A 20,791-nucleotide genomic window follows, 5' to 3' on the forward strand; every position below is an offset into this window, starting at 1 on the left:
GTAGAAAAAATTCCCCAGTGATCGCGGTTAATAAGTTGCCTGCTGCTGGCATGGCCTTTTTATACCTACGTGTATAAAACAAATGATTATGGACAAGCTTGAATTAAAAGGAACATGGAATGTGATCAAGGGCAAGGTGAAACAAGCCTATGCCGACCTGACCGATGATGACCTGAGATATGAAGAAGGCAAGGACGATGAATTGCTGGGCCGCCTGCAGCAAAAGACGGGTAAAGGAAAAGATGAACTGGTAAAGTGGTTGAAGTCATTGGGCTAATATTCACTCCATATATACATTAGAAAGGGAGTCCTGTTACAGGCTCCCTTTCACTTTTATTGTATCAGGTTATTCTATTATTTCATGGCGGCTCTGAGTACTTCCAGGGCCTTTTCCATTTGTGGGTCCCTTTTTCTGGCATAATCTTCTACTGTACGCTTCACTTCTATATCGGGCTTTACGCCATACCCTACAAATTCCCGTCCATCGGGGTAAGTATCGCGTTTGGTACAGATCCTGGCAGAACCTCCGCCGGGTAAATCAAACATCAGGGGCTGACCGGTGCTACCGTAGGTTCTTTCACCAACTACGGTGGCCCTTCCTTTTAGATCGTCCAGGGCAATCAAAAAGTCTTCGGCTGCCGAAGCGGTATTATTGCCTATCAATACCACGAGTGGCACCGTGATCTTTTTATCGGTAACCTCATTATAAAAAGAAGAAGTATCGCCACTATACCAATAGTTGCCCCGGGAGATATCATACGACTTTTGTATCCACGCCTTGTTAAAGGGGTTCTCTTTCAGCTGCTTTTCCAGTTCTTCATCTTTAATAAATTTTCCCCAGGCACGGAAGGCTGAAATGTTTTCACGGGTGCGCCAGGTGGAGCCGGTAATATTTTTCTTATCGGTAAAATATTTCAGGATGGCCACGCCGATACCGCTATTACCGCCTCCATTATTGCGCAGGTCAATGATCACTGCTTTGGCTGTATATAATTCGGGCAGGCGTTGTTTGAAATCATATACTACGCTGTCATCGCCAAATGTATTGAACTGCAGGTAAGCAATGTCCTGGGGCAGTTTCTCAAACCGGAAGCGCAACCAGGGCCTATTGGGTAGAGGATATGCCCAGGCGGCCCGGGTGCTCCGAAGATGTGTGGTGTAGACAAAGGTTTTGCCGGCGGGGGTCTTTAAAGTAAAGTGGAACAGTTTATTGGAGTCCACATTATTGAACAACTCACTCACGGCATCGTTCCAAAGCTGGTGGGTAGCAGAAGCTGACACACCGGGAATGATCTCTTTTTCGAGGTAAGCGATCATGGGCACCTCATTCAGCTTTATCACTTCTGTTCCAACAGGAATAGCCACTGAATCTTGTCTGGGTACATTGGTAACGATCACTTTACCATCAAGCCAGGTAAGTACCAGGGGCAGGTAGAGCTGGCCTCCTTTCATCAGGGTACCGGGGGTATATACATTGGTATGGCCATCTTTGAGCAATGCACAGAACCGTTTCATCACCCTGTAATAATCCCAGGTATTCTTTGTGGCCAATACTTTTGGAATAAATGCCTGGTAGGTGCTGTCCCAGTTAATTTTTGCTTTATCAAAATAGGCAAAATTATAGGAGGCCTCTTTCCAGAACAGGGATAGCCCGTATAACTTATCGGCATCACTGATATTGGATACTGTGTCTATTTGTGCGGTGGCACGGCCAGCCACTGCCAGCAGCAGGATAAAGAGGAGGTGTTTCATACCGCAAAAGACGTATAAATGCCTTTATATGTTACAATATTATTTAGTGACGGGCTGGATTTTTCTATTTATCTGCCGGTCAGCACAATTTGCGGGGCTTAATTGTAAAGTGTTGCCTACATTTAATGCAGCTTATAATCATCACATGAAAAAACTACTTCTGCTTTGTCTGACGCTTGGCTATTGCGTTTTTTTGCAGGCGCAATCCTCCAGGAAGCTGCATTTTAAATCGATCCTGGTAGATACGCACAATGATATCCTCACCACGGCCATAGACGAAAAAGTATCGTTTGATCAGCATCTGAAAGGAAAGACGCATTCTGACCTGGACCGGTTTAAAGAAGGGGGTGTAGATGTGGAAATATTCTCTGTGTGGAGTGATGGATCGTATGGACCGGGCAAGGGATTTAAACATGCCAACCGGCAGATTGACACGTTGTATGCGGTGATCAAACGCAATCCTGATAAGATAGCGCTGGTGACTACGCCTGCTGAACTCATGAAAACGGTGAAGCAGGGTAAGCTGGCTGCCATGATCGGGGTAGAGGGGGGACATATGATCGAAGACCGGCCCGACTACCTGGACAGTCTTTTTAAACGTGGTACCCGGTATATGACGCTCACCTGGAATAATTCGACTTCCTGGGCCACTTCGGCGATGGATGAAACGCCGGGATCGCGCCTGCAGTTTGGCGCTGACTCTGCAGCAAAAGATATCAAAGAACGTAAGAAAGGGCTCAACGACCTGGGCAAACAGATCGTACGGCGCATGAATGAGCTGGGCATGATGGTAGACCTGAGTCATGTGGGTGAACAAACGTTCTGGGATGCGATCAATACCACCACCAAGCCGGTCATCGTATCGCACAGTTGTGTGTACAGCATCTGCCCGGTATTCCGCAACCTGAAGGACAACCAGATAAAAGCGGTAGCTAAAAATGGTGGTGTCATTCACCTCAACTTCTTCTCGGGATTTGTGGACAGCGCCTTTATGACGAGGAACCAGGCATTCGCGCTAAAACACAAGGCAGAGCGTGATTCCATCCGCAGTACGGTGACGGACCCCTATTTTGCCGATAACTACCTGTTTCAGAAATATGCGGATGAAGTAAAAAGTTTGCGTCCTCCGCTCTCGCTGCTGCTGGATCACCTGGATTATATCGTCAAACTGGTGGGTGTAGATTATGTGGGGTTGGGATCGGACTTTGACGGAATCAATTCGGCACCGCAGCAGTTGGATGATGTGACCTGTTTTCCGCTTATTACAGAAGAGCTGGTGAAGCGCGGGTATAGCAAGAAAGCGATCCGGAAAATATTGGGTGAGAACTTTATACGGGTATTCAAAGCGAATACGGTTCAATAATAGAAAAAGGCATACATGAGATACTTATTATTCTTCCTCTTATGGTCGGGCCAGCTGGCTGCACAGAGTGTTTCGAAGACAGTCATTACACAATGGGAGCAGCAGGCAAAACGGGTAACGATCATCCGCGACAACTGGGGCATTCCCCATGTGTATGGGAAAACGGATGCAGATGCGGTATTCGGGCTGATGTATGCGCAATGCGAAGATGACTTTAAAAGGATAGAAAGTAATTACATTGATATATTGGGCAGAACGGCAGAAGTGAGTGGTATTAAAGATATTTATAACGATCTCTTTACGAAACTGGTCATTGACTCTGCCGGGGCTATTGCTGATTATAAAAAGAGTCCGGCATGGCTTAAGAAGTTATTGAATGCCTATGCTGATGGTATGAATTACTATCTGTACAAACATCCGGAGGTGAAGCCGGTCTTGTTGCGCCGCTTTGAACCCTGGTATCCGCTGATGTGGACAGATGGCAGTATTGCAGCGATCAATACAGGGGGTGTTACCGCCAATGAAGTGAAAAACTTTTATACGGGCAATAATGCGACGGTAGCTGTTGCTGCTCCCAATGCTGAGGATATTCATACGGGATCAAACGGCTTTGCGATTGCACCTGCCCGGTCGGCATCGGGCAAGCCCTTGTTGTATATCAACCCGCACGTGACTTTTTATTTCCGCCCGGAAGTGCATATGGTGAGTGAAGAAGGATTGAATGCGTATGGGGCAGTAACCTGGGGCCAATTTTTTGTATACCAGGGATTCAACGAGCATTGCGGGTGGATGCATACTTCGGGTTATGCTGATGTAGCGGATATGTATGCGGAGCAGGTGGTGAAGCAGGGCAATGTTTTATTTTATCGTTATGAGAAAAAGCTACGTCCGGTAAAGCAACAAACTTTCACGCTCTTTTATAAGGATGGGGACAAGATGAGCAGCCAACAGGTGACCACCTATTCCACGCACCACGGGCCTGTAATGGCGAAACGGGACGGGCAATGGATCAGTGTGCGGGCAGTGAACCGCCATATCAACGGCTTGATACAAGCCTGGCAACGTACGAAGAGCACGAATTTTACGGCTTTCAAGAAGAACATGCAATTATTGTCGAATGCTTCCAACAACACGGTGTATGCAGACGACCAAGGCAATATTGCTTACTGGCATGGCAACTTTATTCCCCGGCGTGACACCTCATTTGATTGGTCGAAGCCGGTGGATGGCACGATAAAAGCTACGGAGTGGAAGGGTATGCATGCATTGGATGAAACGATCCATTTGTACAACCCGGCCAGCGGATGGATCCAGAATTGTAATTCCACGCCTTTCACGTCATCGGGCAGCAGCAGTCCCAGGAAAACTGCCTATCCTGCTTATATGTCAACGGAGCCAGAAAACTTCCGTGGCATCAATGCGGTGAAAGTGCTGACCCGGGAAAATAAATTTACGGTAGACAAGCTTATTGCAGCGGGATATGATACGTACCTCGCCGCTTTTGATGAGCTGGTGCCAGCGCTGGCAAGGGCCTTTAAAACCTTACAACCCGGTGACTCACTCTATACTTTATTGGCAGAGCCAGTTGCCATGATCAGCAAATGGGACCTGCATTCGGCAGAAAACTCTATTGCTACTACGCTCGCTATCGAGTGGGGGCAAAGATTACAGGTTCTTATCAACCAGGTAAATGCCCCTGATTTTGTAGCTAAGGTTGCTGTATTTGCCAACACGGCGCAGCCCAGGCAGCTACTGGAGCCGCTGGCAGTTACGGTTCATCACCTGAACAGCCGCTTTGGGGCCTGGGCTATTCCCTGGGGTACGATCAACCGCTACCAACGTTTAACGGGACAGCTGGAGGAAACCTATGATGACAACCAGCCGAGTATTCCTTCGGGGTTTGCTGCCTCTACCTGGGGTTGTCTGCCCTCCTTTGTAAGCCGTACAATGACTGGCACCAAGAAAAGATATGGCTACAATGGTAACAGCTTTATCTGTGCGGTTGAGTTTGGCACAACGATCAAAGCAAAATCATTACTGGCCGGGGGCAATAGCAGTGATCCTACCTCGCCTCACTTTAATGACCAGGCAGAGATGTATACGAAAGGGAAATTCAAAGATGTATTGTTTTACAAAGGAGATGTGTTGCGGCATGCGGAGAAGACGTATCATCCGGGGGAGTGAAGAAGAGGTGTTAGCTTTTAGCGGTTAGGATTTAGCTGTTAGCCCTTTGCTTCGATAGCAGATCCCTCCCTGCGGTCGGGATGACAAGAAACGACGGGATGACAAGAAAGGGCGGGATGACAAGAAGGGCGAAAAGACAAGAAAGCTCGGAATGACAACAAAGGTGGGGGATGACAAGGAGGGGGCGGAATGACAAGAAAGGGAGGAATGAGAAGGGAAGGGATGAATTTTGCTTTTTACATAAACCAGCACTTATTCTTATGAGAAAAATATTATTCCTTATCATTTCGCTACTGGTGTGCGTAGTGGGTTTTGCTCAAACCAAGAAACGGGCGCGGGACTATGGAATTCCTTTTGCGGGTACACCCGGTGCCAACAATGCCATCACAGATGTTGATAGTGTAACAGTAGGTATGGTTACACTTAAAAGCGGTGAAGGCAAACTGGAGGTGGGCAAAGGTCCTATCAGAACGGGTGTGACTGCCGTACTGCCCTGGGGTAAAACATTCAGACCGGTATTTGCTTCGCAGTTCTCTCTGAATGGAAATGGAGAGATGACGGGCTATCACTGGATCAAAGAATCGGGCTTCCTCGAATCTCCGATCCTGATCACCAATACGCATAGTGTAGGTGTGGTGCGGGATGGAGTGATCGGCTGGCAGCAACGCAACAAATATTACGATGCAGTTTGGCGCGACATCTGGTTTTCGATGCCTGTGGTGGCTGAAACCTATGATGGAATGCTCAATGATATCAATGGATTTCATGTTACGAAAGAACATACCTGGCAGGCATTGGATGGGGCCAAACCGGGACCTGTACAGGAAGGTGCAGTAGGCGGTGGTACGGGCATGATCGCACTGGGTTTTAAAGGAGGTACAGGCACTTCTTCGCGGGTATTACCCAAACAGCAGGGAGGCTATACGGTGGGGGTGCTGGTACAGGCCAATTTTGGCGGACGCCGTCAGCTAACGATCGGTGGCTATAATATTGGCAGGGACCTGTTGGATACGCTCGACATGAAAATTGCGGGCGCTGAAATACCCGGAAGAAAAGAAGACCTTGGATCTATCATTGTAGTGCTGGCTACGAATGCACCGCTCCTGCCACACCAGGTAAACCGTTTATTACAGCGGGTGCCTATTGGTATCGGGAAGACGGGCGGCATCGGCGGCAATTCATCGGGGGATATCTTTATTGGTTTCTCTACTGCCAATCCGCAGGCATTTAACCGGAAAGAAAAGGTGGAGGTGACGATGTTGTCGAATGATCAGATAGACCCGCTTTTTGAGGCGGTGATCCAGGCAACAGAAGAAGCGATCATCAATGCCTTGTTTGCCGCAGAAACGACCACGGGCATCAACAATAACCTGGTGCCAGCATTACCCAAAGAAAAGGTGGTACGTATTCTGAAGCAAAAGGGCATCATTAAATAATGTTCCGTTCGGGCAATTAATACAACCAAACAACGATGACTAAAAACTTACTGCTACTCATCGCGCTGATCCCCGCTTGTGTGGCGGCGCAAACTTCTGTTGATCTTATAATCCGAAATGGAAAAGTGATTGATGGTACGGGGAATTCCTGGTTCTATGGAGATGTGGCAGTGAAAGGCGGGAAGATCGTAGCGATTGGCAAGATCAATAATTATACAGCGCCCAAAGTGATTGACGCCAAAAGGCAGATCGTAGCACCGGGATTCATCGATGTACACGGCCATATTGAAAGTGGCATCTTCGATCAGCCGACGGCTGATAATTATATCCTTGATGGGGTGACCACAGTAGTAACGGGCAATTGTGGCGGCTCTTCCGGCAATCTCAAACGATTCTTCTATCGCATCGACAGCTTACACCCTTCTATCAACGTAGCCTCTTTGGTTGGTCACAATACGGTGCGTGAGCAGATCATGAAACGTGATAACCGGCTACCCTCAGTAGCAGAGCAGCGCAAGATGGACAGCCTGGTAGAGCAGGCCATGAAAGAAGGCGCGGTAGGGCTATCAACCGGGCTGATCTATATACCCGGCGCCTTTGCCAATACGGCGGAGGTGGTGAGCCTGGCCAAAGCTGCCAGCCGGTACAACGGCATCTATGCTTCGCATATCCGTAATGAAGAGAATGGCGCCATTGACGCGATCAATGAAGCGATACAGGTAGGCAAAGAAGCCAATATACCGGTACAAATCTCGCACTTCAAGATCGGGGGTAAAGGCAATTGGGGCAAGAGTCATATAACACTGGGATTGATAGAGCAGGCCCGGAAAGAAGGCTGGGATGTAACGATTGATCAGTATCCATATACGGCCAGCAGTACGAACCTTGGCGTGCGCTTACCGGAATGGGCGCTGGCGGGCGGACAGGATTCTGTGAAAGCCCGTCTGCACAATGCGGTGACGCGGGCACAGATCAAAAAGGAAATGCTGGAACAGCTACACAGTTATAAGTTCAAAAACTACAGCTATGCGGTAGTAGCGAATTATTCTACAGACAGCAGCTATAATGGCAAAAGCATTACGGAGATCAACAAGCTGATGGGACGTAAGGGAAAAGCCAGCTATGAAGCAGAGACGATCATGGACATGGTAGAGAAAGGCGGGGCGCAAATGGTGTACCATAGCATGAATGAAGACGATGTAAAGTACATTATGAAATATCCTTTCTGCATGGCGGGGGCTGATGCGGGTGTACCGGTACCAGGTAAAGGCATGCCACATCCCCGTGGTTATGGCACAAATGCACGCATATTGGGCCGCTATGTGCGGGATGCCAAGGTGATCTCGCTGGAAGAAGCGATACGGCGTATGACATCGCTGGCGGCACAGAAATTTCAGCTTAAAGACCGCGGGCTGCTGAAAGAAGGAATGGCGGCAGATATTGTGATCTTTGATGAAGCCACGGTAACCGATAAAGCAACTTTTGAGCAACCGCATCAATATTCTGTAGGCTTTCAATACGTGGTAGTGAACGGAAAGCTGGTAGTAGAAGATGGCAAGCACACGAAAACGAGGAGTGGAATAGCCTTGTATGGACCGGCCAAATTGTAATGATAACATTAAAGGGTGAGCCACTTTTGCCAGGCTGCAAAGGCCTTACTAAAGTGACCCACCCTTAACCTACTTAAAGGGTGAGCCGCATTTGCCAGGCTACAAGGCCAGACTAAAGCGACCCACCCTTTACTTAGCGTTACTTCGAGGGTGAGCCGCTCTTGCCGGGCAACAAGGCCACGCTAAAGCGACCCACCCTTTTACTTAGCGTTACTTCGAGGGTGAGCCGCTTTTGCCAGGCTACAAGGCCAAGCTAAAGCGATCCACCCTTTATATTAATCGATCCTCACTTTTTTCATTTCTTCGCGGCCATAGAATACGGGGAAATACATCATCTCGGCTTTGGCAGGATTGAGGTGGTAACGGCCGGTATAGCGTGGCAGCAGTGACACGGTAAAAGTATACTCCCCTTTGGAAAGGCTGCTGCAAAAGAGGCTCACCTTATTCTTGAAATACTCGCGGTGTACTTCATTATTGCTCCAGCTTTGATTTTTCTCCTGGTAAGAACAGCCTGCGGGAATGGGCACTTCTACCATTACATAATCGGCATCGGCTTTCACGGTTACCTTTACTTTTAAGGTAACGGCCTCTCCTGCTTTCAGGGTCGATTTGGTTTGCCCGTCCCGCTCAAAGAAGGATTGAACAATAAAATCACCGGCCACCTTTTGGGGAGCAGGGTTCCAGCTTTGCTGATAAGCGGTAAAATAGACCGGCATTCCTTTTTGCTTGGTAATGGTGAGTTTTTCTCCACCGGAAAGGGATGTCGTATATGGGAAGGTAGTGATCACATTTGACTGGCTGCCGGCGATGGTGAGTGATGCCTGTTGCGTGGTCGTTTCACTGTTCAACAGATCGGGCAGGATGGTTTCGAGGATGAGGGCGGACTCATAGGTGTTGCGCCATTTGCCATCCTTGCGTTTCTCCAGGAAATAATACCTGATCTTTTTCAACAGGGGCTCCTGGTTACCGGCCTTTTGTAAGAGTTTGTACATGGCCAGGGTAAGCTGGATAGAATTATTGAAGAAATGGTATTTTTCATCGCCCCAGTAAATATTGCCAAACATGGTATGGTGCTGTTTGGTAATAAAAGTATCGAGGGCTATGGGGAGGCCCGCTTTTTGTTTCAACTGAAGCACCCGCAGTTTTTCATACGTGGAGCCATCTACTACATATTTATCGAGGGTATCCATGTACTTTTTGTAGTCGACCTTTGAAGACAGGAGTTGTAATAAATGCACAGATACGATCTTCTCTCCTATCCGGTAATGATCAAAGTTGTATACCAGGTAGTCGATCATGGACTGTTTATTGATATTGACCTGGTATCCCTGCTGCTCGGCCATGAGCATGGCTTCTGTTACATGCTGTGATATCCATAATACCGGGGCATTGTTGTTCCACCAGCCCCAGAGTAACCCTTCTGATTTACTCTGATTGAGTTTGGTGATCAACTCCCGGATATTCTTCTCTTCTTTAAATTCCTTGTTGAGGTAGCCATATGCTTTCTTCTTCAGCAGGAGGGCTTTGAGTTTGGAAGCCATCTGTTCATTACAGAGATATTCGTATTGGCGCAAGGATTCTATTTCATCGAGCAACACGGGTAATACAGAAGTCTCGGCATAGATGGTCATTTTACCCAAGCCTGCATCAGGTTGTAAGGTAAAAGAGGTATCTTTTTCAAGGGTGGCAAAGAAGCCTTTGGTTTCCTGCACGCCTTGTTTGAATACGGGTATGCTTCTTTCCTCTCCATCAAAATAGCCATTGTCACGCTGAATGGTGTATTTGAACCGGGCAGAATCCTGCTGAGCGATCACTACCTGGAAGCTGTCGATGTGGGCGTTGCGCAAGGCAATGGGAGCCTCCTGTTGTATCTTTCCGTCTATGGTGAATGTTCTGTTGACGGTTACACTGTCGAGTCTATAGTTCATGGTCTTGCCAATGACCTGGATGGAGTCGCCAGTAACGGCAAATTGGGGAAGGGCAATGGCTGCACTCAATGCTTTGAAAGCGCGCACGGCACTTTCTGCTACGCCACTCCTTTTTTTACTGCCCATGGCAATAACAAAGGTTTTCCAGTTGGTAATATCATCGGGCCAGGTGGCGGTGAAGGAGGCTTTTCCCTGTTGGTTGGTACGCAGGGCTGGTTGCCAGTAAGCATCATCCCGGAAATTCTTACGTAATGTATTACCGGGTAAGGGAGCGGCATGCTCCTCGCCGGACTTATCAGCTGTGAGCGCATTCTTTTTGGTGGTGATGACGACCACGCCACCGGCAGCCCGTGCGCCATAAATGGCGGTCGCTTCTGCCGATTTAAGTACACTTATATCTGCAAAAAGGCTTTTATCAAGGGTAGTCCAATCGCCGGAGAAAGGCAATCCATCCACCAACACCATCGGTGGATTATCTACCTGGACGGAAGATATTCCACGGATCATAATACCTGCAGCCTTTCCCTGGACATTGCCAGTCAAATAATCTGCATCCACACTAGTAACAGCACCTGTAATGCTACTCTTTTTTTGAGTCCCATAACCTACCACCACCACTTCATCCAGGTGTTGTGAACTGGCAGACATCTTTATGTCATAACTGCTTTCTTCGGTTATCTTTTTTGACACGCTGTTGTAACCAATATAATTCACGACAATGGTACCCTTTTCCGGAACGCGCAATTCAAAATAACCCTGTGGATTGGTTATGGTGGCTACGCTGGTTCCTTTTACCAATATGCTTACGCCTGGCAGGGCTTCGCCAGTTTTTTGATCGGTAATGTATCCATAGATCGTTTTGGTAAAGCGTGAGAGGTCGAGGTATTTGTTATTGAATGTTGTTTTGATAGCATCCAGGTCTTCGGATTGATGGTAGCTGCGCAAGGCTGATTCCCGGTTGTTGATGGTAGCGGATATCCGTATGCTGGTACTGTCTTTGGGGAGGGGGACAATAACACCTGCCTGGTAATAATTAATGCCATCTTTTTTGATCAACACGCTGTCTTTAATAAAATAAGCATCTCCCTTCAACAGGAATACGAGGCGGTACATACCGGGTTGTACATAACCCAAATTGCGGGTAGTACCTTTATAGATCCTGGCGAAATCGGGATCGTCGTACCGGAACAGGATCACGGATTTAATAAAGTGGGGGTTTCCCTGCTCATCCATTGGAGAGCTGATCTGTAAAATTCCATTGCCGGTTTTATTGAGGGATGTATTCCTGAAGAGGTCTTCGGTGGCATTGCGGTGGTCGAGGTAATCCTGCCAGAGGCTATCCAGGTCGGTAGCGGTTAGTACAAAGTCTTTGAAGCTGGGCCTCCGCGCTTCCTTTACCAGGTATTTGTTAAAGGGATAGTGGCCGTAGGATATTTGCTTTTGTTTGATCAATCCTTTTGTAATGTTAAAAAGATAATTTCCTTCGGACTCAAAAGACTGGCTAAACTGGTCTTTGATGTGCAAATGGGCCATAGCGGGCAATAAGGGGCCAGTTAAAATGGTGCTGGCGGCATTGCGTTGCCGACCAGCCAGTGCATTGGACAATGTAAACCGGTCGTTTGTCCTATTGTCTTCGTTGCGCGGCCGCCAGGTAAGGAGGTTGAGTGCTATAAACTGATCATTCTGTTCAATGGTTGCGAGTTTCTCTCCAAAATTATTTTCTACCAGGATCATGTATTTGCTCCACAGGGCTTGCTCCTGGGCAGTGAGGGTATCGGGCATTTTCTTCTGGCGAATGGCTTTGTTGGCAGTATCGGCATTGATGGAGATAAAGGTTTTTTTACCTGCTGTAGCGCATATACTATCGAGAAAAATAAGGCGGTCGTGTGTTCTGATCCTGAGTGCGTGCCTGCCGGGCCGTACTTCAAAACTATATTGTGGCAGCTGTTGTGCCTGACTAAAGAAACGCGGTTCTTCATCAATGTATACCAGGTGTACGGGCTGCAGCTCGCCATCCAACACTACAAAGGGCGCTATTTGGGTAGTATCGTGGTTGATCGCTTCTGTATGGGTGTAGATGTTAGCAGGATGGAGGAACCGGTAATATTCAATGCTGTCCAGGTGCATTTCCCGACTCCAGCGCTGCCAGTTGAGTTTTATGGTATGGGGTTCAGGAGGCGTTTCGCGGTGTCCAAATTGATTGTAGCGCTTACGCGGCTTATACACTTTACCGCCATAGGGAATGAAGGGCAGGGAAGCATCATTGAATTTCCGGGTAAGGGCATAGGCTGTAATATCTGCATTGGCAACGGGCTTTCCTTCGGCGTTGGTCACGGAAATATCCACGGTTACCTGCTGGCCGGGATATACCTGATCGGGTTGGTTGACCTGTACATTCAGCTGTTGCTCTTTATAAGGAATGGTGTAGTTCTCATACCTTGTTTCATTGGCATAAATGTATTGCAGGGATACAAAGTAGTTTTTGGGGGTGCGGACGCGATCGATGAACAACAGGGAATCTCCATATCCGCGATCAATGACCTTATTGCCGGCAAAGATGGTATACCAGAAAGAAAGGTGGTGGGGATTGACGACCTGGATCATGAGGGAATCGCGGGTACGGAGTGAGCGGCAGGTAATGATCTTGTTCTTTTGTTCGGGCTTGAATGATTCCCACAGGCTATCTACGGCTACTTCATAATGTTCCGTAAAAGGATCAATGCGAACAGTCAACGGAAGCCGCACAGGTTGTTTGGTTAAAGTATCCTTCTTTCCGGAGAAAGTATATAGCATAGCCTGTCCTTGTACGGGCTGACCGGCTTCGGACAGGGAGATGTGCAAGCTGTCGGTTTGCTGGTCAAACAGGATCACGCGGCGATCATTGTTAAAATGCTGTTGCAGGAAAACAGTTTTCTGCTCATTATTGCTGTTCAGAAAAGTGCAGGTAATCTCATATCCAAAGGAGGCAGCCGGAAAGATACTGTCGGGGATGACGATCTTTGTTTCGCCCAGGCTTTCCATGGGCTGTTCATGCTGCCACAGGGTATCGGGCAGAAATACCTGTGGTGCATAAAAACCAGCGCTACCATAAGGTTTTATCAATAATTCTACCCGGCCATCCATTACTGCCAGTTCATTTTCATCAATGGCTTTACAGTACACCACCAGGTTGTTTCCCCGGTTGTGTTCCTCTTTATCACTACGGGCAGTGAAGGTGATAGCGCCTAGTTCATATTCTTCGTGGTAGAATTTTCCCCGCATCAGCACAGGGCGCTTCAGCACATATTCCTCCTCATCGAGATCGCCCTCGTAGTCATCGAGGTTATACTTGCGACTGGAAGGTTCTTCCAATAGCAGAAAGTATTCTTCGTCGAGGTCCAGGTCGAGGCTGTCCTTCAAAACAAAACTCCAGGCATATCCTCCCGGCCTGTAAGGAGTAAGGGTTGTGAGGATGGTGTCTATCTCTAAACTGCGATCGGAAAGGCGCAGCAACAGCGGCCGGTTCACCGGCTTGCCAGCTTTGGTGGTGACCCATGCTTTAAGCTTTACAGTATCGCCCGGCTTGTATTTGGGTTTATTGAAGGTCATAAAGCCGGTATACTTTTTTTCATGGGTGGTATTCCCGTCGAAGTAACTCTGGTACCGGCGGTAACGGGGTGTTCCTTTCAATAACCGTTTGACCGGTTGTACGACATACTTTACGGGAAATGAATTGGCCAGTTTGCGCCAGAAATAGGTCTTCTGGGAGCCGGTAACGGTAAAGAAATGGAGGGTACCCTGGTGAAGCACTCTAATCAGTGGGGCTTTTCTTTTTTTGGTTATGCGGAAAGCGTGGAAGGTTTCATCCCAGGGCATTTTTTTATTACCTGCAAACACCTGGACGTCATTGATGGGTTGTCCTTTTTTATCATGGATGGCAATGATGAGGTCGCGGTTGTTGTTGAGTAATTTGATCTGCAGGTCATCAATGGTCTTTAGTTCACCTTCCAGCCGGTTATTATTGGCCTGTACAAAAAGATAGTTGCCGGGTTGCAGGGGCGGGGCTTCCCGGGTATCGGTAGCGAAAGAATCTACCAGGGAATGGAGGTGCTTATCTTCCAGTTTGCGCCTATTTACGCCATATAAAAACCGGGCTTCCTCTGCAGAAATACGGTAAATATAGGTATGGAAACTGCTTTGCCGGCTACCGGAAAGGTTGTGCTGGGCAGTGGCGGTGAGGGACGATATAGCAAGCAACAGGAGTACAATTTTTCTTCTCATGCAGGCGGGGTCTTTGGAGAAAGATGCAAGGAAGGGGGAAATTACATATTCCGGATGTAGGATTCCGGATGCAGGATTTAGGATGTAGAATTATTCTGTGCTTTAGGCTTTGCTTATTGTGGGTCTCTGGTTGGAATTTGGGGTTACTTCCTTGGTCGGCGTAGAAGGCTAACAATAAATATCGTGGGTGTACATAGTAATTCAAGGCTGTTTGTCGCGCAAACGGCCTGTTTTGGTGTTTGATGCTATTAGCATACTCTATCCATACTGAAGGTATGGAGAAGGTATGGAGAAGCCATACTGAAGGAGTAGAGAATATAGAATCCAGCATTTAGAATCCAGCATACTCCGTGCTTTAAAATTTTCTTCCTGGTGGTAACTGGCTGATCTTTTTGTTGGCCTTTGGCCAAGCTATGCATCCTTCAATGTATTCACAAAACGAACAAACATACAACCTGGGGTATGCCAAATCCAAATTTGATTTTGCTGCTCCGGTAATTTTAATAACAAGATTAAAAATGTGTAGAAAAACAACCGTTTCACGCCAAAACAACCACAATCAGCCAAAAGCAGACATTTTAAATTGGAAACGGGTATACCGGTGTTGTATGTTTGTTGTGAACAGATCGACTGTGTGGACGGGGCCCCTAAGCATGGTTGATAGAAGAAGAAGTGTTGTGCAACACTTGCTAAAATATAAGCTGTTAGCTTTTAGCTATTAGGAGTTAGCGGTTAGGTATTAGTTGTTTTGTGAGTTATTGGTTGGCTGATGGTTATACTATCAGCTGAGGGCTATTGCCACTGGCTATTATTGTTTCTGTGCCGATTGACATCTCCGGTGAACGCCAGCCACCTATTACAGTGAGATGGAGATCGGAATACGAAGAGAGACGATGGTCAGGATTTGGAGGGTAGTTTTAGCGATCAGCCGTCGGCCAGTAACCTTGTTCATTCAACTTCATTTTAAAACTTAAAAACAAATAGTATACAACAAGGATAAAAACAATATCCACTGGCACTCAACCACTGAAGACAATCAGGAGGACGGCTGCATGGTATGATTGCAAAGGGTCCGTAAAGATTGGTATTCCGGTTGGCGGTGACCAGGTGTATAAAAATGAAAAGGGCGTCTCATTTTTTGAGATGCCCTTTTTATTTAACAGGTATCATGTGATCAGTATAAAGTATTTGGAAAGGCGTTATTACAACGAAGCTTTCCGACATACTACGAGCCACGCAAGATCTTCTCCATCTTGCGGCCCTTTGCCAGCTCATCCACCAGCTTGTCGAGGTACCTGGCCTTCTGAGTCAAAGGATCTTCGATCTCCTCCACCCGATAGCCACAGATCACGCCTGTGATGAGGTGCGCATTAGGGTTGAGCGTAGCCCGTTGGAAAAATGTTTCAAAATTGACTTTTTCTTTTATCAGTTCCTGCAGCTTCTTATTATCGAATCCCGTTAACCATTGTATCACCTGGTCTAGCTCATCCCTGGTCCTTCCTTTCTTCTCCACCTTTGCGAGATACAGTGGATAGACGGAGGCGAAGACCATTTTTGGTATACGATGATCGAAGTTGTTGTCCTTGTTCATACCTCGAGTTTTACGGTTGGTCTCTAAATTACTACACTTCAAAAAATAATACACTTAAGTCGCCGGATATTCATTAACTAATTTCAGTGCTGTTTACGATCCCATATCATTCAAAATATAACTTGTACTTCGCCCACCTGCTGCCTCCTTGCGTAAAATTCCCTTTTCAATTAAATCCTGAATATCTCTTGAAGCAGTATCCTGTGATGTTTTGGTGATTTTTGCCCATTTGGTAGAGGTGAGCTTTCCATCAAAACCATCAATTAATGCATTCAGCATTTTTTGCTGCCTATTGTTAAGAGAATAAGCTTTGAGATTTTCCCAAATCCTGGCCTTGCTGATCACCTTTTGTAATGTTTCATTTGTCGCGCTTATTGCACGATCCAGACAATGTACGAACCATAAGAGCCATTCGGTAATGTCCAATGAACCTTTCTGTGTGGATTCAAGCATATCGTAATAGGTTTTCCGCTCATTCCTGATTTGTGCAGACATGCTGTAAAAACGTTGAGAGCTTAGTTCGGCTCTTGCCAGTTGCATATCTGTAATTGCGCGGGCAATCCGCCCATTGCCATCGGCAAAAGGGTGAATTGTTACAAACCATAGGTGGGCAATAGCTGCTTTAAGGATAGGGTCAAGGCCTATGTCTGCATTGAACCAGTCGAGGAATTTTTGCATTTCACCATTGAGCAATTCAGCGTCGGGCGCTTGAAAGTGAACTGTTTCGCGACCTACCGGGCCTGATACAACTTGCATCGGATCTCTTTTGTCGTTGGTGCGCCATGCACCTACAACAATTTTGATCATGCCGTTTCTTCCTGTCGGAAATAACGCCGCGTGCCAGTCAAACAGTCTTTCATCTGTTAGCGGCTCAGCGTAATGTTGAGTGGCATCCAACATCATTTCAACAACACCTTCCACCTGTCTGTCGGCTGGTATCAATCCGGCAATATCCATTCCCAGCCGCCGTGCAATGGATGAGCGTACCTGATCGGGATTGAGTATTTCACCTTCAATTTCGCTGGATTTTAAAACATCCAAAGTGAGGGTTTGCAGGGTAGCTTCAGCCTTTAAATTAAAACCTATGGCTTCTATGCGGCCTATCAGTTTCCCCTGCCGGTAGCGAACTTCCGCCAGCAACTGGGAAATCTTTTCCTTATCCCATTGAAAATCAGGCCATTTATTTAATTGATGGATATACATAAGCTTAATCTCCGCATATTGTGCGGTAAATGTAAGGCTAAATCTCCGTAAAGGCGGGTAAATATCCGCAATTAATGCGGAGATTAAACCCTATAATCTCCGCATCGCCGTTTGTTTCATTAATTCAACCTCAAAAAGGCGGACATTTCAAGCCAATCCTGGCGATTCGTTAAATGCGACCCAAAACCTATAGGGCCTGGTTAGATAATTGTCTGGTTGGGACACTGCGCTTCAACCCGCTCCTATTCTGCGGGTTTTCTTTTTAGCCAACATTAAAACGTTTCTATTGCCAGAGTAAATTGATGTTTAGTTCAAGCAATGAAAAATACTCCTTTCTTTCCGATGGCGTCAAACGCTTAGATGGAGAATATTGTAAAGCGGAATACATATATTAGAGGCAATTGTTATCTTTTCAACGAAGAAATCGTTTTTAACCAGGACATAATGCTAAAATTATATAAGTTAAGCACTAATAATTCCTACATAAATAGACTCTTTTACCGCATCATATGTACTATGTGTTTGACGGCTATGATCAGCGTGGTTGCTGCGCAATATGACACGATCCGGCCGCGAACTTATTTTGGCAATCGGCTGCTAAATAGTATACAGAACCAATACACCACATTAGTAGAAAATAAAGCTTTCCCTTATCTGCACACTTATGACCAATTCGCAAGTAATATGATCGAATACAATGTGCTCAACGGGCTCTTATTCATGAAAGAGGCCGTACTACCAAAACGGCCTCGCCCAGATCTGCTTCAGTTCGATAGTGATCTTGCTTTCAATAATTGCGTATTTTATGACGGAGATACTACCCTTGTATCAAAATCCCTAACTAATTGTCGTTACCGGATCAACGGAAAACTGGAAATTAATGATTTTAAATACTCGGATGTTCCGCTGACTCTTCGTCATCTGATGATCAATAGGTCTGCATATATCTACCGTAGCAAGTTGCACATTATAAGCATCGAGGATTGCCAGGGAAGATTTGGTCTAAAGGACAATGTCATCAATGGAGCCATCCATTTTCTTAACCTGAAAAATAGTTCATTCGATATAATCTTAGATACATTCAAACAAGTTAAGACGGAAATTCACGTAGTTAACACAGTGCTAAAAGACATAAGTTATTTGCGATACAACTCTTACATTGATATGTATGCTGATTTTTATCGCGACTCTTTGTATGACGTATTACAGATCGAAAATGGAAGGGATCATACCAACGCACACAAAGGGACAGCTTCATTACAGCATTACTTTAACCTGACATTCTCTAACTGTTATATCAATGCCGATGTAAGATTCACGGATAATGCTGATACTGCCACTGTGATTTTTAAAAATTGCCACTTTGGCCCTAATGCTTCACTGGATATCCGGGCAGATACCGTTTCATTTATTGATTGTCAGCAACTACCGGCAACCTTAAATATGCAGTTGAAAGCCAACAACAAAAAATGCTGGATTGGACTCAATAATACCAATATTATCGATGTCAATTTTGTTTATGCATCTCATCATCGCTTGCTGTTTGACTCGACAGCTGATATTGACATCTATGCCAGTACCTATGAAAATCTACTTGCAAAATTTCGTAGTGAAAACAAAAAAGAGTCCTATCGGCGTCTTGACATAGAATACAAAAATTATAAAGCATCGAGAGGGGATGTCTGGAATCGTATATCCAATTGGTTGAATCGGGAATGGTGGAATTATGGCTATTCCAAAGGTCGAGTGATCGGCTGGACGTTCGCATTGCTGGGAATATTTTTTGTTTTGAATATCCGTTTGTGGCAGCCTATGCAGAACATGTATCCCATTTCGCAGGATCACAGCTTTATTGATCGAAAGGAGAAACCTTTTCTTTATCACATTCAACAATATATCCGTATATTATTGTATACAGTCTATATCTTTTTTTCTATCAAAATCGATCTACAAAAGTTGAAGATCACAACTCTTCCTATCTTGCTATATTTTTTTCTGCAATTCTTGGTAGGCTTATGGTGCCTCTTCTTTATCGTCAATGCCTTGCTGAAAATCGGATAAATATATCCACTAACAATACTTTACTCAAACTTATTGTTAATCAGTAGGTATTGCTATGGCTTGCCCTACCGGATTTCTAAATAAGTAAAGTATTGTGCATAGAATTATTTGATAATATTGTAAAGCCTGATAATGGTACAGTTGCGAATGGATACAGTATCTGCGATCTGGAATTTGAGTAAATTGCATTCTATTTTAATCAAACATCACTCTTTATAAACCAGCAAAAGGCTAAACAGTCCTTCAGTAACTGGTTCGATAATTGTCCCGTTAGGGCTACAAGCATGACAAGTCCGCTTTAGTACAATGATATCGTAGGTATTTCATGCGCTCGGCGATGACAAAATTCTCCCACAAGGCTCCTATGTTTGTTCTCCCGAAGACCCGGTGACGATTACGCACGTCTTTAATCTGATCCGTGATCAGTTTAAAGAGTGAGACCTATATTGACGATACGTTGGGCTTCATCGATGAACAAGATCTTTTTAGCCCAATAATTGCTTTCAACCTTGTGGCTGTGGTATTTGAAAAATATCTCGCACATCAGCATCATCTCCGCTTACGTGTAAACTGTATCAGCACACTCCGCCGGCAAGGATTCGACAAGGGTTGATTTTCCGACTTGTCTTACCTCGGAATAGTCTCTCCTGAATAGCTTTTTGAAATGACCTCCTATCATATTATGGGAATTAATTCCCTGAATTATATAATATTGGGGGATTATAATACCGAATTGTTATGCTATTAGAGAGAAATTGTAAGTCCCTGTAATTCAGCGAGTTTTTAATTTTTCCGTCATCTCTCCGCTGCTTATTTCTTTTTTGCCCGAAAACTCCTGACATAGGGTTGTCACTAAGCACCTCCATCTTCGTGGCGTATAAATCACAATTCAAAAAACATGTATATGACAACACAGGAAATTGCCGCTCGCTATTATGAGTTGGCCGGCCAGAACAAATGGAACGAAATTCAGGAAGCTCTTCATGACGAGAACATCGTATCCCGGGAGCCTGAAGATGGAGTACCGGCAGGTATAGAAACCATCACCCGGGGAAAAGCCGCTGTCAAAGCCAAGTCGGATACTCATCGTGCGATGATCGAGACAATGCATAGCCGCCATATCAGTGAGCCCCTTGTCGCAGGCAATTTCTTTACCACAGTTTTAAAAAGGGATGTTACCTATAAAGGCAGGCCCCGGGAAATTTCGGAAGAGATCGCCGTTATTGAAGTGAAGAATGGCAAGATCATTTCAGAAACCTTTTTTTATTGATCCCAATCACCTCATGCCAGTAAAATACGATGAGGATATCGTTGATCTCATTCAAAGAGTAAGATTGCTAAAAAGCAATTAAACCTGGAAATAGTTGGTTAGATAATTTGTCTTATTAAATGCATCGTATTTC

The 20,791-nt window shown here is 45.8% G+C and carries 11 protein-coding genes; 7 read left to right on the top strand and 4 right to left on the bottom strand.

What is annotated here, in order from left to right; genetic code table 11:
- Positions 1–88 precede the first annotated feature (88 nt).
- Positions 89–277 carry a CsbD family protein gene (locus D3H65_RS22430; protein ID WP_119052463.1) on the top strand — a complete coding sequence of 63 codons (189 nt, stop codon included), beginning with the start codon at positions 89–91 and terminating at the stop codon, positions 275–277.
- 77 nt (positions 278–354) lie between these two features.
- Here the strand turns inward: D3H65_RS22430 and D3H65_RS22435 are convergent, their stop codons facing one another.
- Complete coding sequence (locus D3H65_RS22435; protein ID WP_119052464.1) at positions 355–1,752, bottom strand: S41 family peptidase; 1,398 nt, start codon at positions 1,750–1,752, stop codon at positions 355–357.
- 145 nt (positions 1,753–1,897) lie between these two features.
- Here D3H65_RS22435 and D3H65_RS22440 point away from each other — a divergent pair, with 145 nt between their 5' ends.
- The 4 genes from D3H65_RS22440 to D3H65_RS22455 all read left to right on the top strand — a co-directional run bounded on the left by D3H65_RS22440 (position 1,898) and on the right by D3H65_RS22455 (position 8,345).
- Positions 1,898–3,115, top strand: a complete 1,218-nt coding sequence (locus tag D3H65_RS22440; RefSeq protein ID WP_119054608.1) for a dipeptidase — start codon at positions 1,898–1,900, stop codon at positions 3,113–3,115.
- Between the two features lie 15 nt (positions 3,116–3,130).
- A complete protein-coding gene (locus D3H65_RS22445; protein ID WP_119052465.1) occupies positions 3,131–5,299 on the top strand; it encodes a penicillin acylase family protein in 2,169 nt (722 codons plus the stop codon).
- Positions 5,300–5,559: 260 nt separating this feature from the next.
- The gene (locus D3H65_RS22450; RefSeq protein WP_119052466.1) at positions 5,560–6,735 is read left to right on the top strand and encodes a DmpA family aminopeptidase; all 1,176 of its coding nucleotides are present in this window, start codon (positions 5,560–5,562) and stop codon (positions 6,733–6,735) included.
- A gap of 35 nt (positions 6,736–6,770) precedes the next feature.
- Positions 6,771–8,345 carry an N-acyl-D-amino-acid deacylase family protein gene (locus tag D3H65_RS22455; protein WP_119052467.1) on the top strand — a complete coding sequence of 525 codons (1,575 nt, stop codon included), beginning with the start codon at positions 6,771–6,773 and terminating at the stop codon, positions 8,343–8,345.
- Between the two features lie 275 nt (positions 8,346–8,620).
- On the opposite strand, the gene D3H65_RS22460 is transcribed toward D3H65_RS22455, so the two are convergent.
- From D3H65_RS22460 to D3H65_RS22470, 3 genes are all read right to left on the bottom strand, one after another.
- Positions 8,621–14,533 (bottom strand): alpha-2-macroglobulin family protein, encoded by a 5,913-nt coding sequence (locus D3H65_RS22460; RefSeq protein ID WP_119052468.1) that lies wholly within the window; start codon positions 14,531–14,533, stop codon positions 8,621–8,623.
- 1,225 nt (positions 14,534–15,758) lie between these two features.
- Positions 15,759–16,124 (bottom strand): DUF2200 domain-containing protein, encoded by a 366-nt coding sequence (locus D3H65_RS22465; protein WP_119052469.1) that lies wholly within the window; start codon positions 16,122–16,124, stop codon positions 15,759–15,761.
- 93 nt (positions 16,125–16,217) lie between these two features.
- Complete coding sequence (locus tag D3H65_RS22470; protein WP_119052470.1) at positions 16,218–17,327, bottom strand: Fic family protein; 1,110 nt, start codon at positions 17,325–17,327, stop codon at positions 16,218–16,220.
- A gap of 720 nt (positions 17,328–18,047) precedes the next feature.
- Between D3H65_RS22470 and D3H65_RS22475 the strand changes: the two genes are divergently transcribed.
- The gene (locus D3H65_RS22475) at positions 18,048–19,388 is read left to right on the top strand and encodes a hypothetical protein (RefSeq protein ID WP_162915772.1); all 1,341 of its coding nucleotides are present in this window, start codon (positions 18,048–18,050) and stop codon (positions 19,386–19,388) included.
- Positions 19,389–20,292: 904 nt separating this feature from the next.
- The gene (locus tag D3H65_RS22480; protein WP_119052472.1) at positions 20,293–20,658 is read left to right on the top strand and encodes a SnoaL-like domain-containing protein; all 366 of its coding nucleotides are present in this window, start codon (positions 20,293–20,295) and stop codon (positions 20,656–20,658) included.
- Positions 20,659–20,791 lie beyond the last annotated feature (133 nt).

This window comes from Paraflavitalea soli (assembly GCF_003555545.1).
GTDB lineage: Bacteria > Bacteroidota > Bacteroidia > Chitinophagales > Chitinophagaceae > Paraflavitalea > Paraflavitalea soli.

What these genes read in the sequence shown, in the direction of transcription:
- D3H65_RS22430 (WP_119052463.1), top strand. Translation starts at nt 89, where the DNA reads ATGGACAAGCTTGAATTAAAAGGAACATGGAATGTGATCAAGGGCAAG.
- D3H65_RS22435 (WP_119052464.1), bottom strand. Translation starts at nt 1,752, where the DNA reads ATGAAACACCTCCTCTTTATCCTGCTGCTGGCAGTGGCTGGCCGTGCC.
- D3H65_RS22440 (WP_119054608.1), top strand. Translation starts at nt 1,898, where the DNA reads ATGAAAAAACTACTTCTGCTTTGTCTGACGCTTGGCTATTGCGTTTTT.
- D3H65_RS22445 (WP_119052465.1), top strand. Translation starts at nt 3,131, where the DNA reads ATGAGATACTTATTATTCTTCCTCTTATGGTCGGGCCAGCTGGCTGCA.
- D3H65_RS22450 (WP_119052466.1), top strand. Translation starts at nt 5,560, where the DNA reads ATGAGAAAAATATTATTCCTTATCATTTCGCTACTGGTGTGCGTAGTG.
- D3H65_RS22455 (WP_119052467.1), top strand. Translation starts at nt 6,771, where the DNA reads ATGACTAAAAACTTACTGCTACTCATCGCGCTGATCCCCGCTTGTGTG.
- D3H65_RS22460 (WP_119052468.1), bottom strand. Translation starts at nt 14,533, where the DNA reads ATGAGAAGAAAAATTGTACTCCTGTTGCTTGCTATATCGTCCCTCACC.
- D3H65_RS22465 (WP_119052469.1), bottom strand. Translation starts at nt 16,124, where the DNA reads ATGAACAAGGACAACAACTTCGATCATCGTATACCAAAAATGGTCTTC.
- D3H65_RS22470 (WP_119052470.1), bottom strand. Translation starts at nt 17,327, where the DNA reads ATGTATATCCATCAATTAAATAAATGGCCTGATTTTCAATGGGATAAG.
- D3H65_RS22475 (WP_162915772.1), top strand. Translation starts at nt 18,048, where the DNA reads ATGAAAGAGGCCGTACTACCAAAACGGCCTCGCCCAGATCTGCTTCAG.
- D3H65_RS22480 (WP_119052472.1), top strand. Translation starts at nt 20,293, where the DNA reads ATGACAACACAGGAAATTGCCGCTCGCTATTATGAGTTGGCCGGCCAG.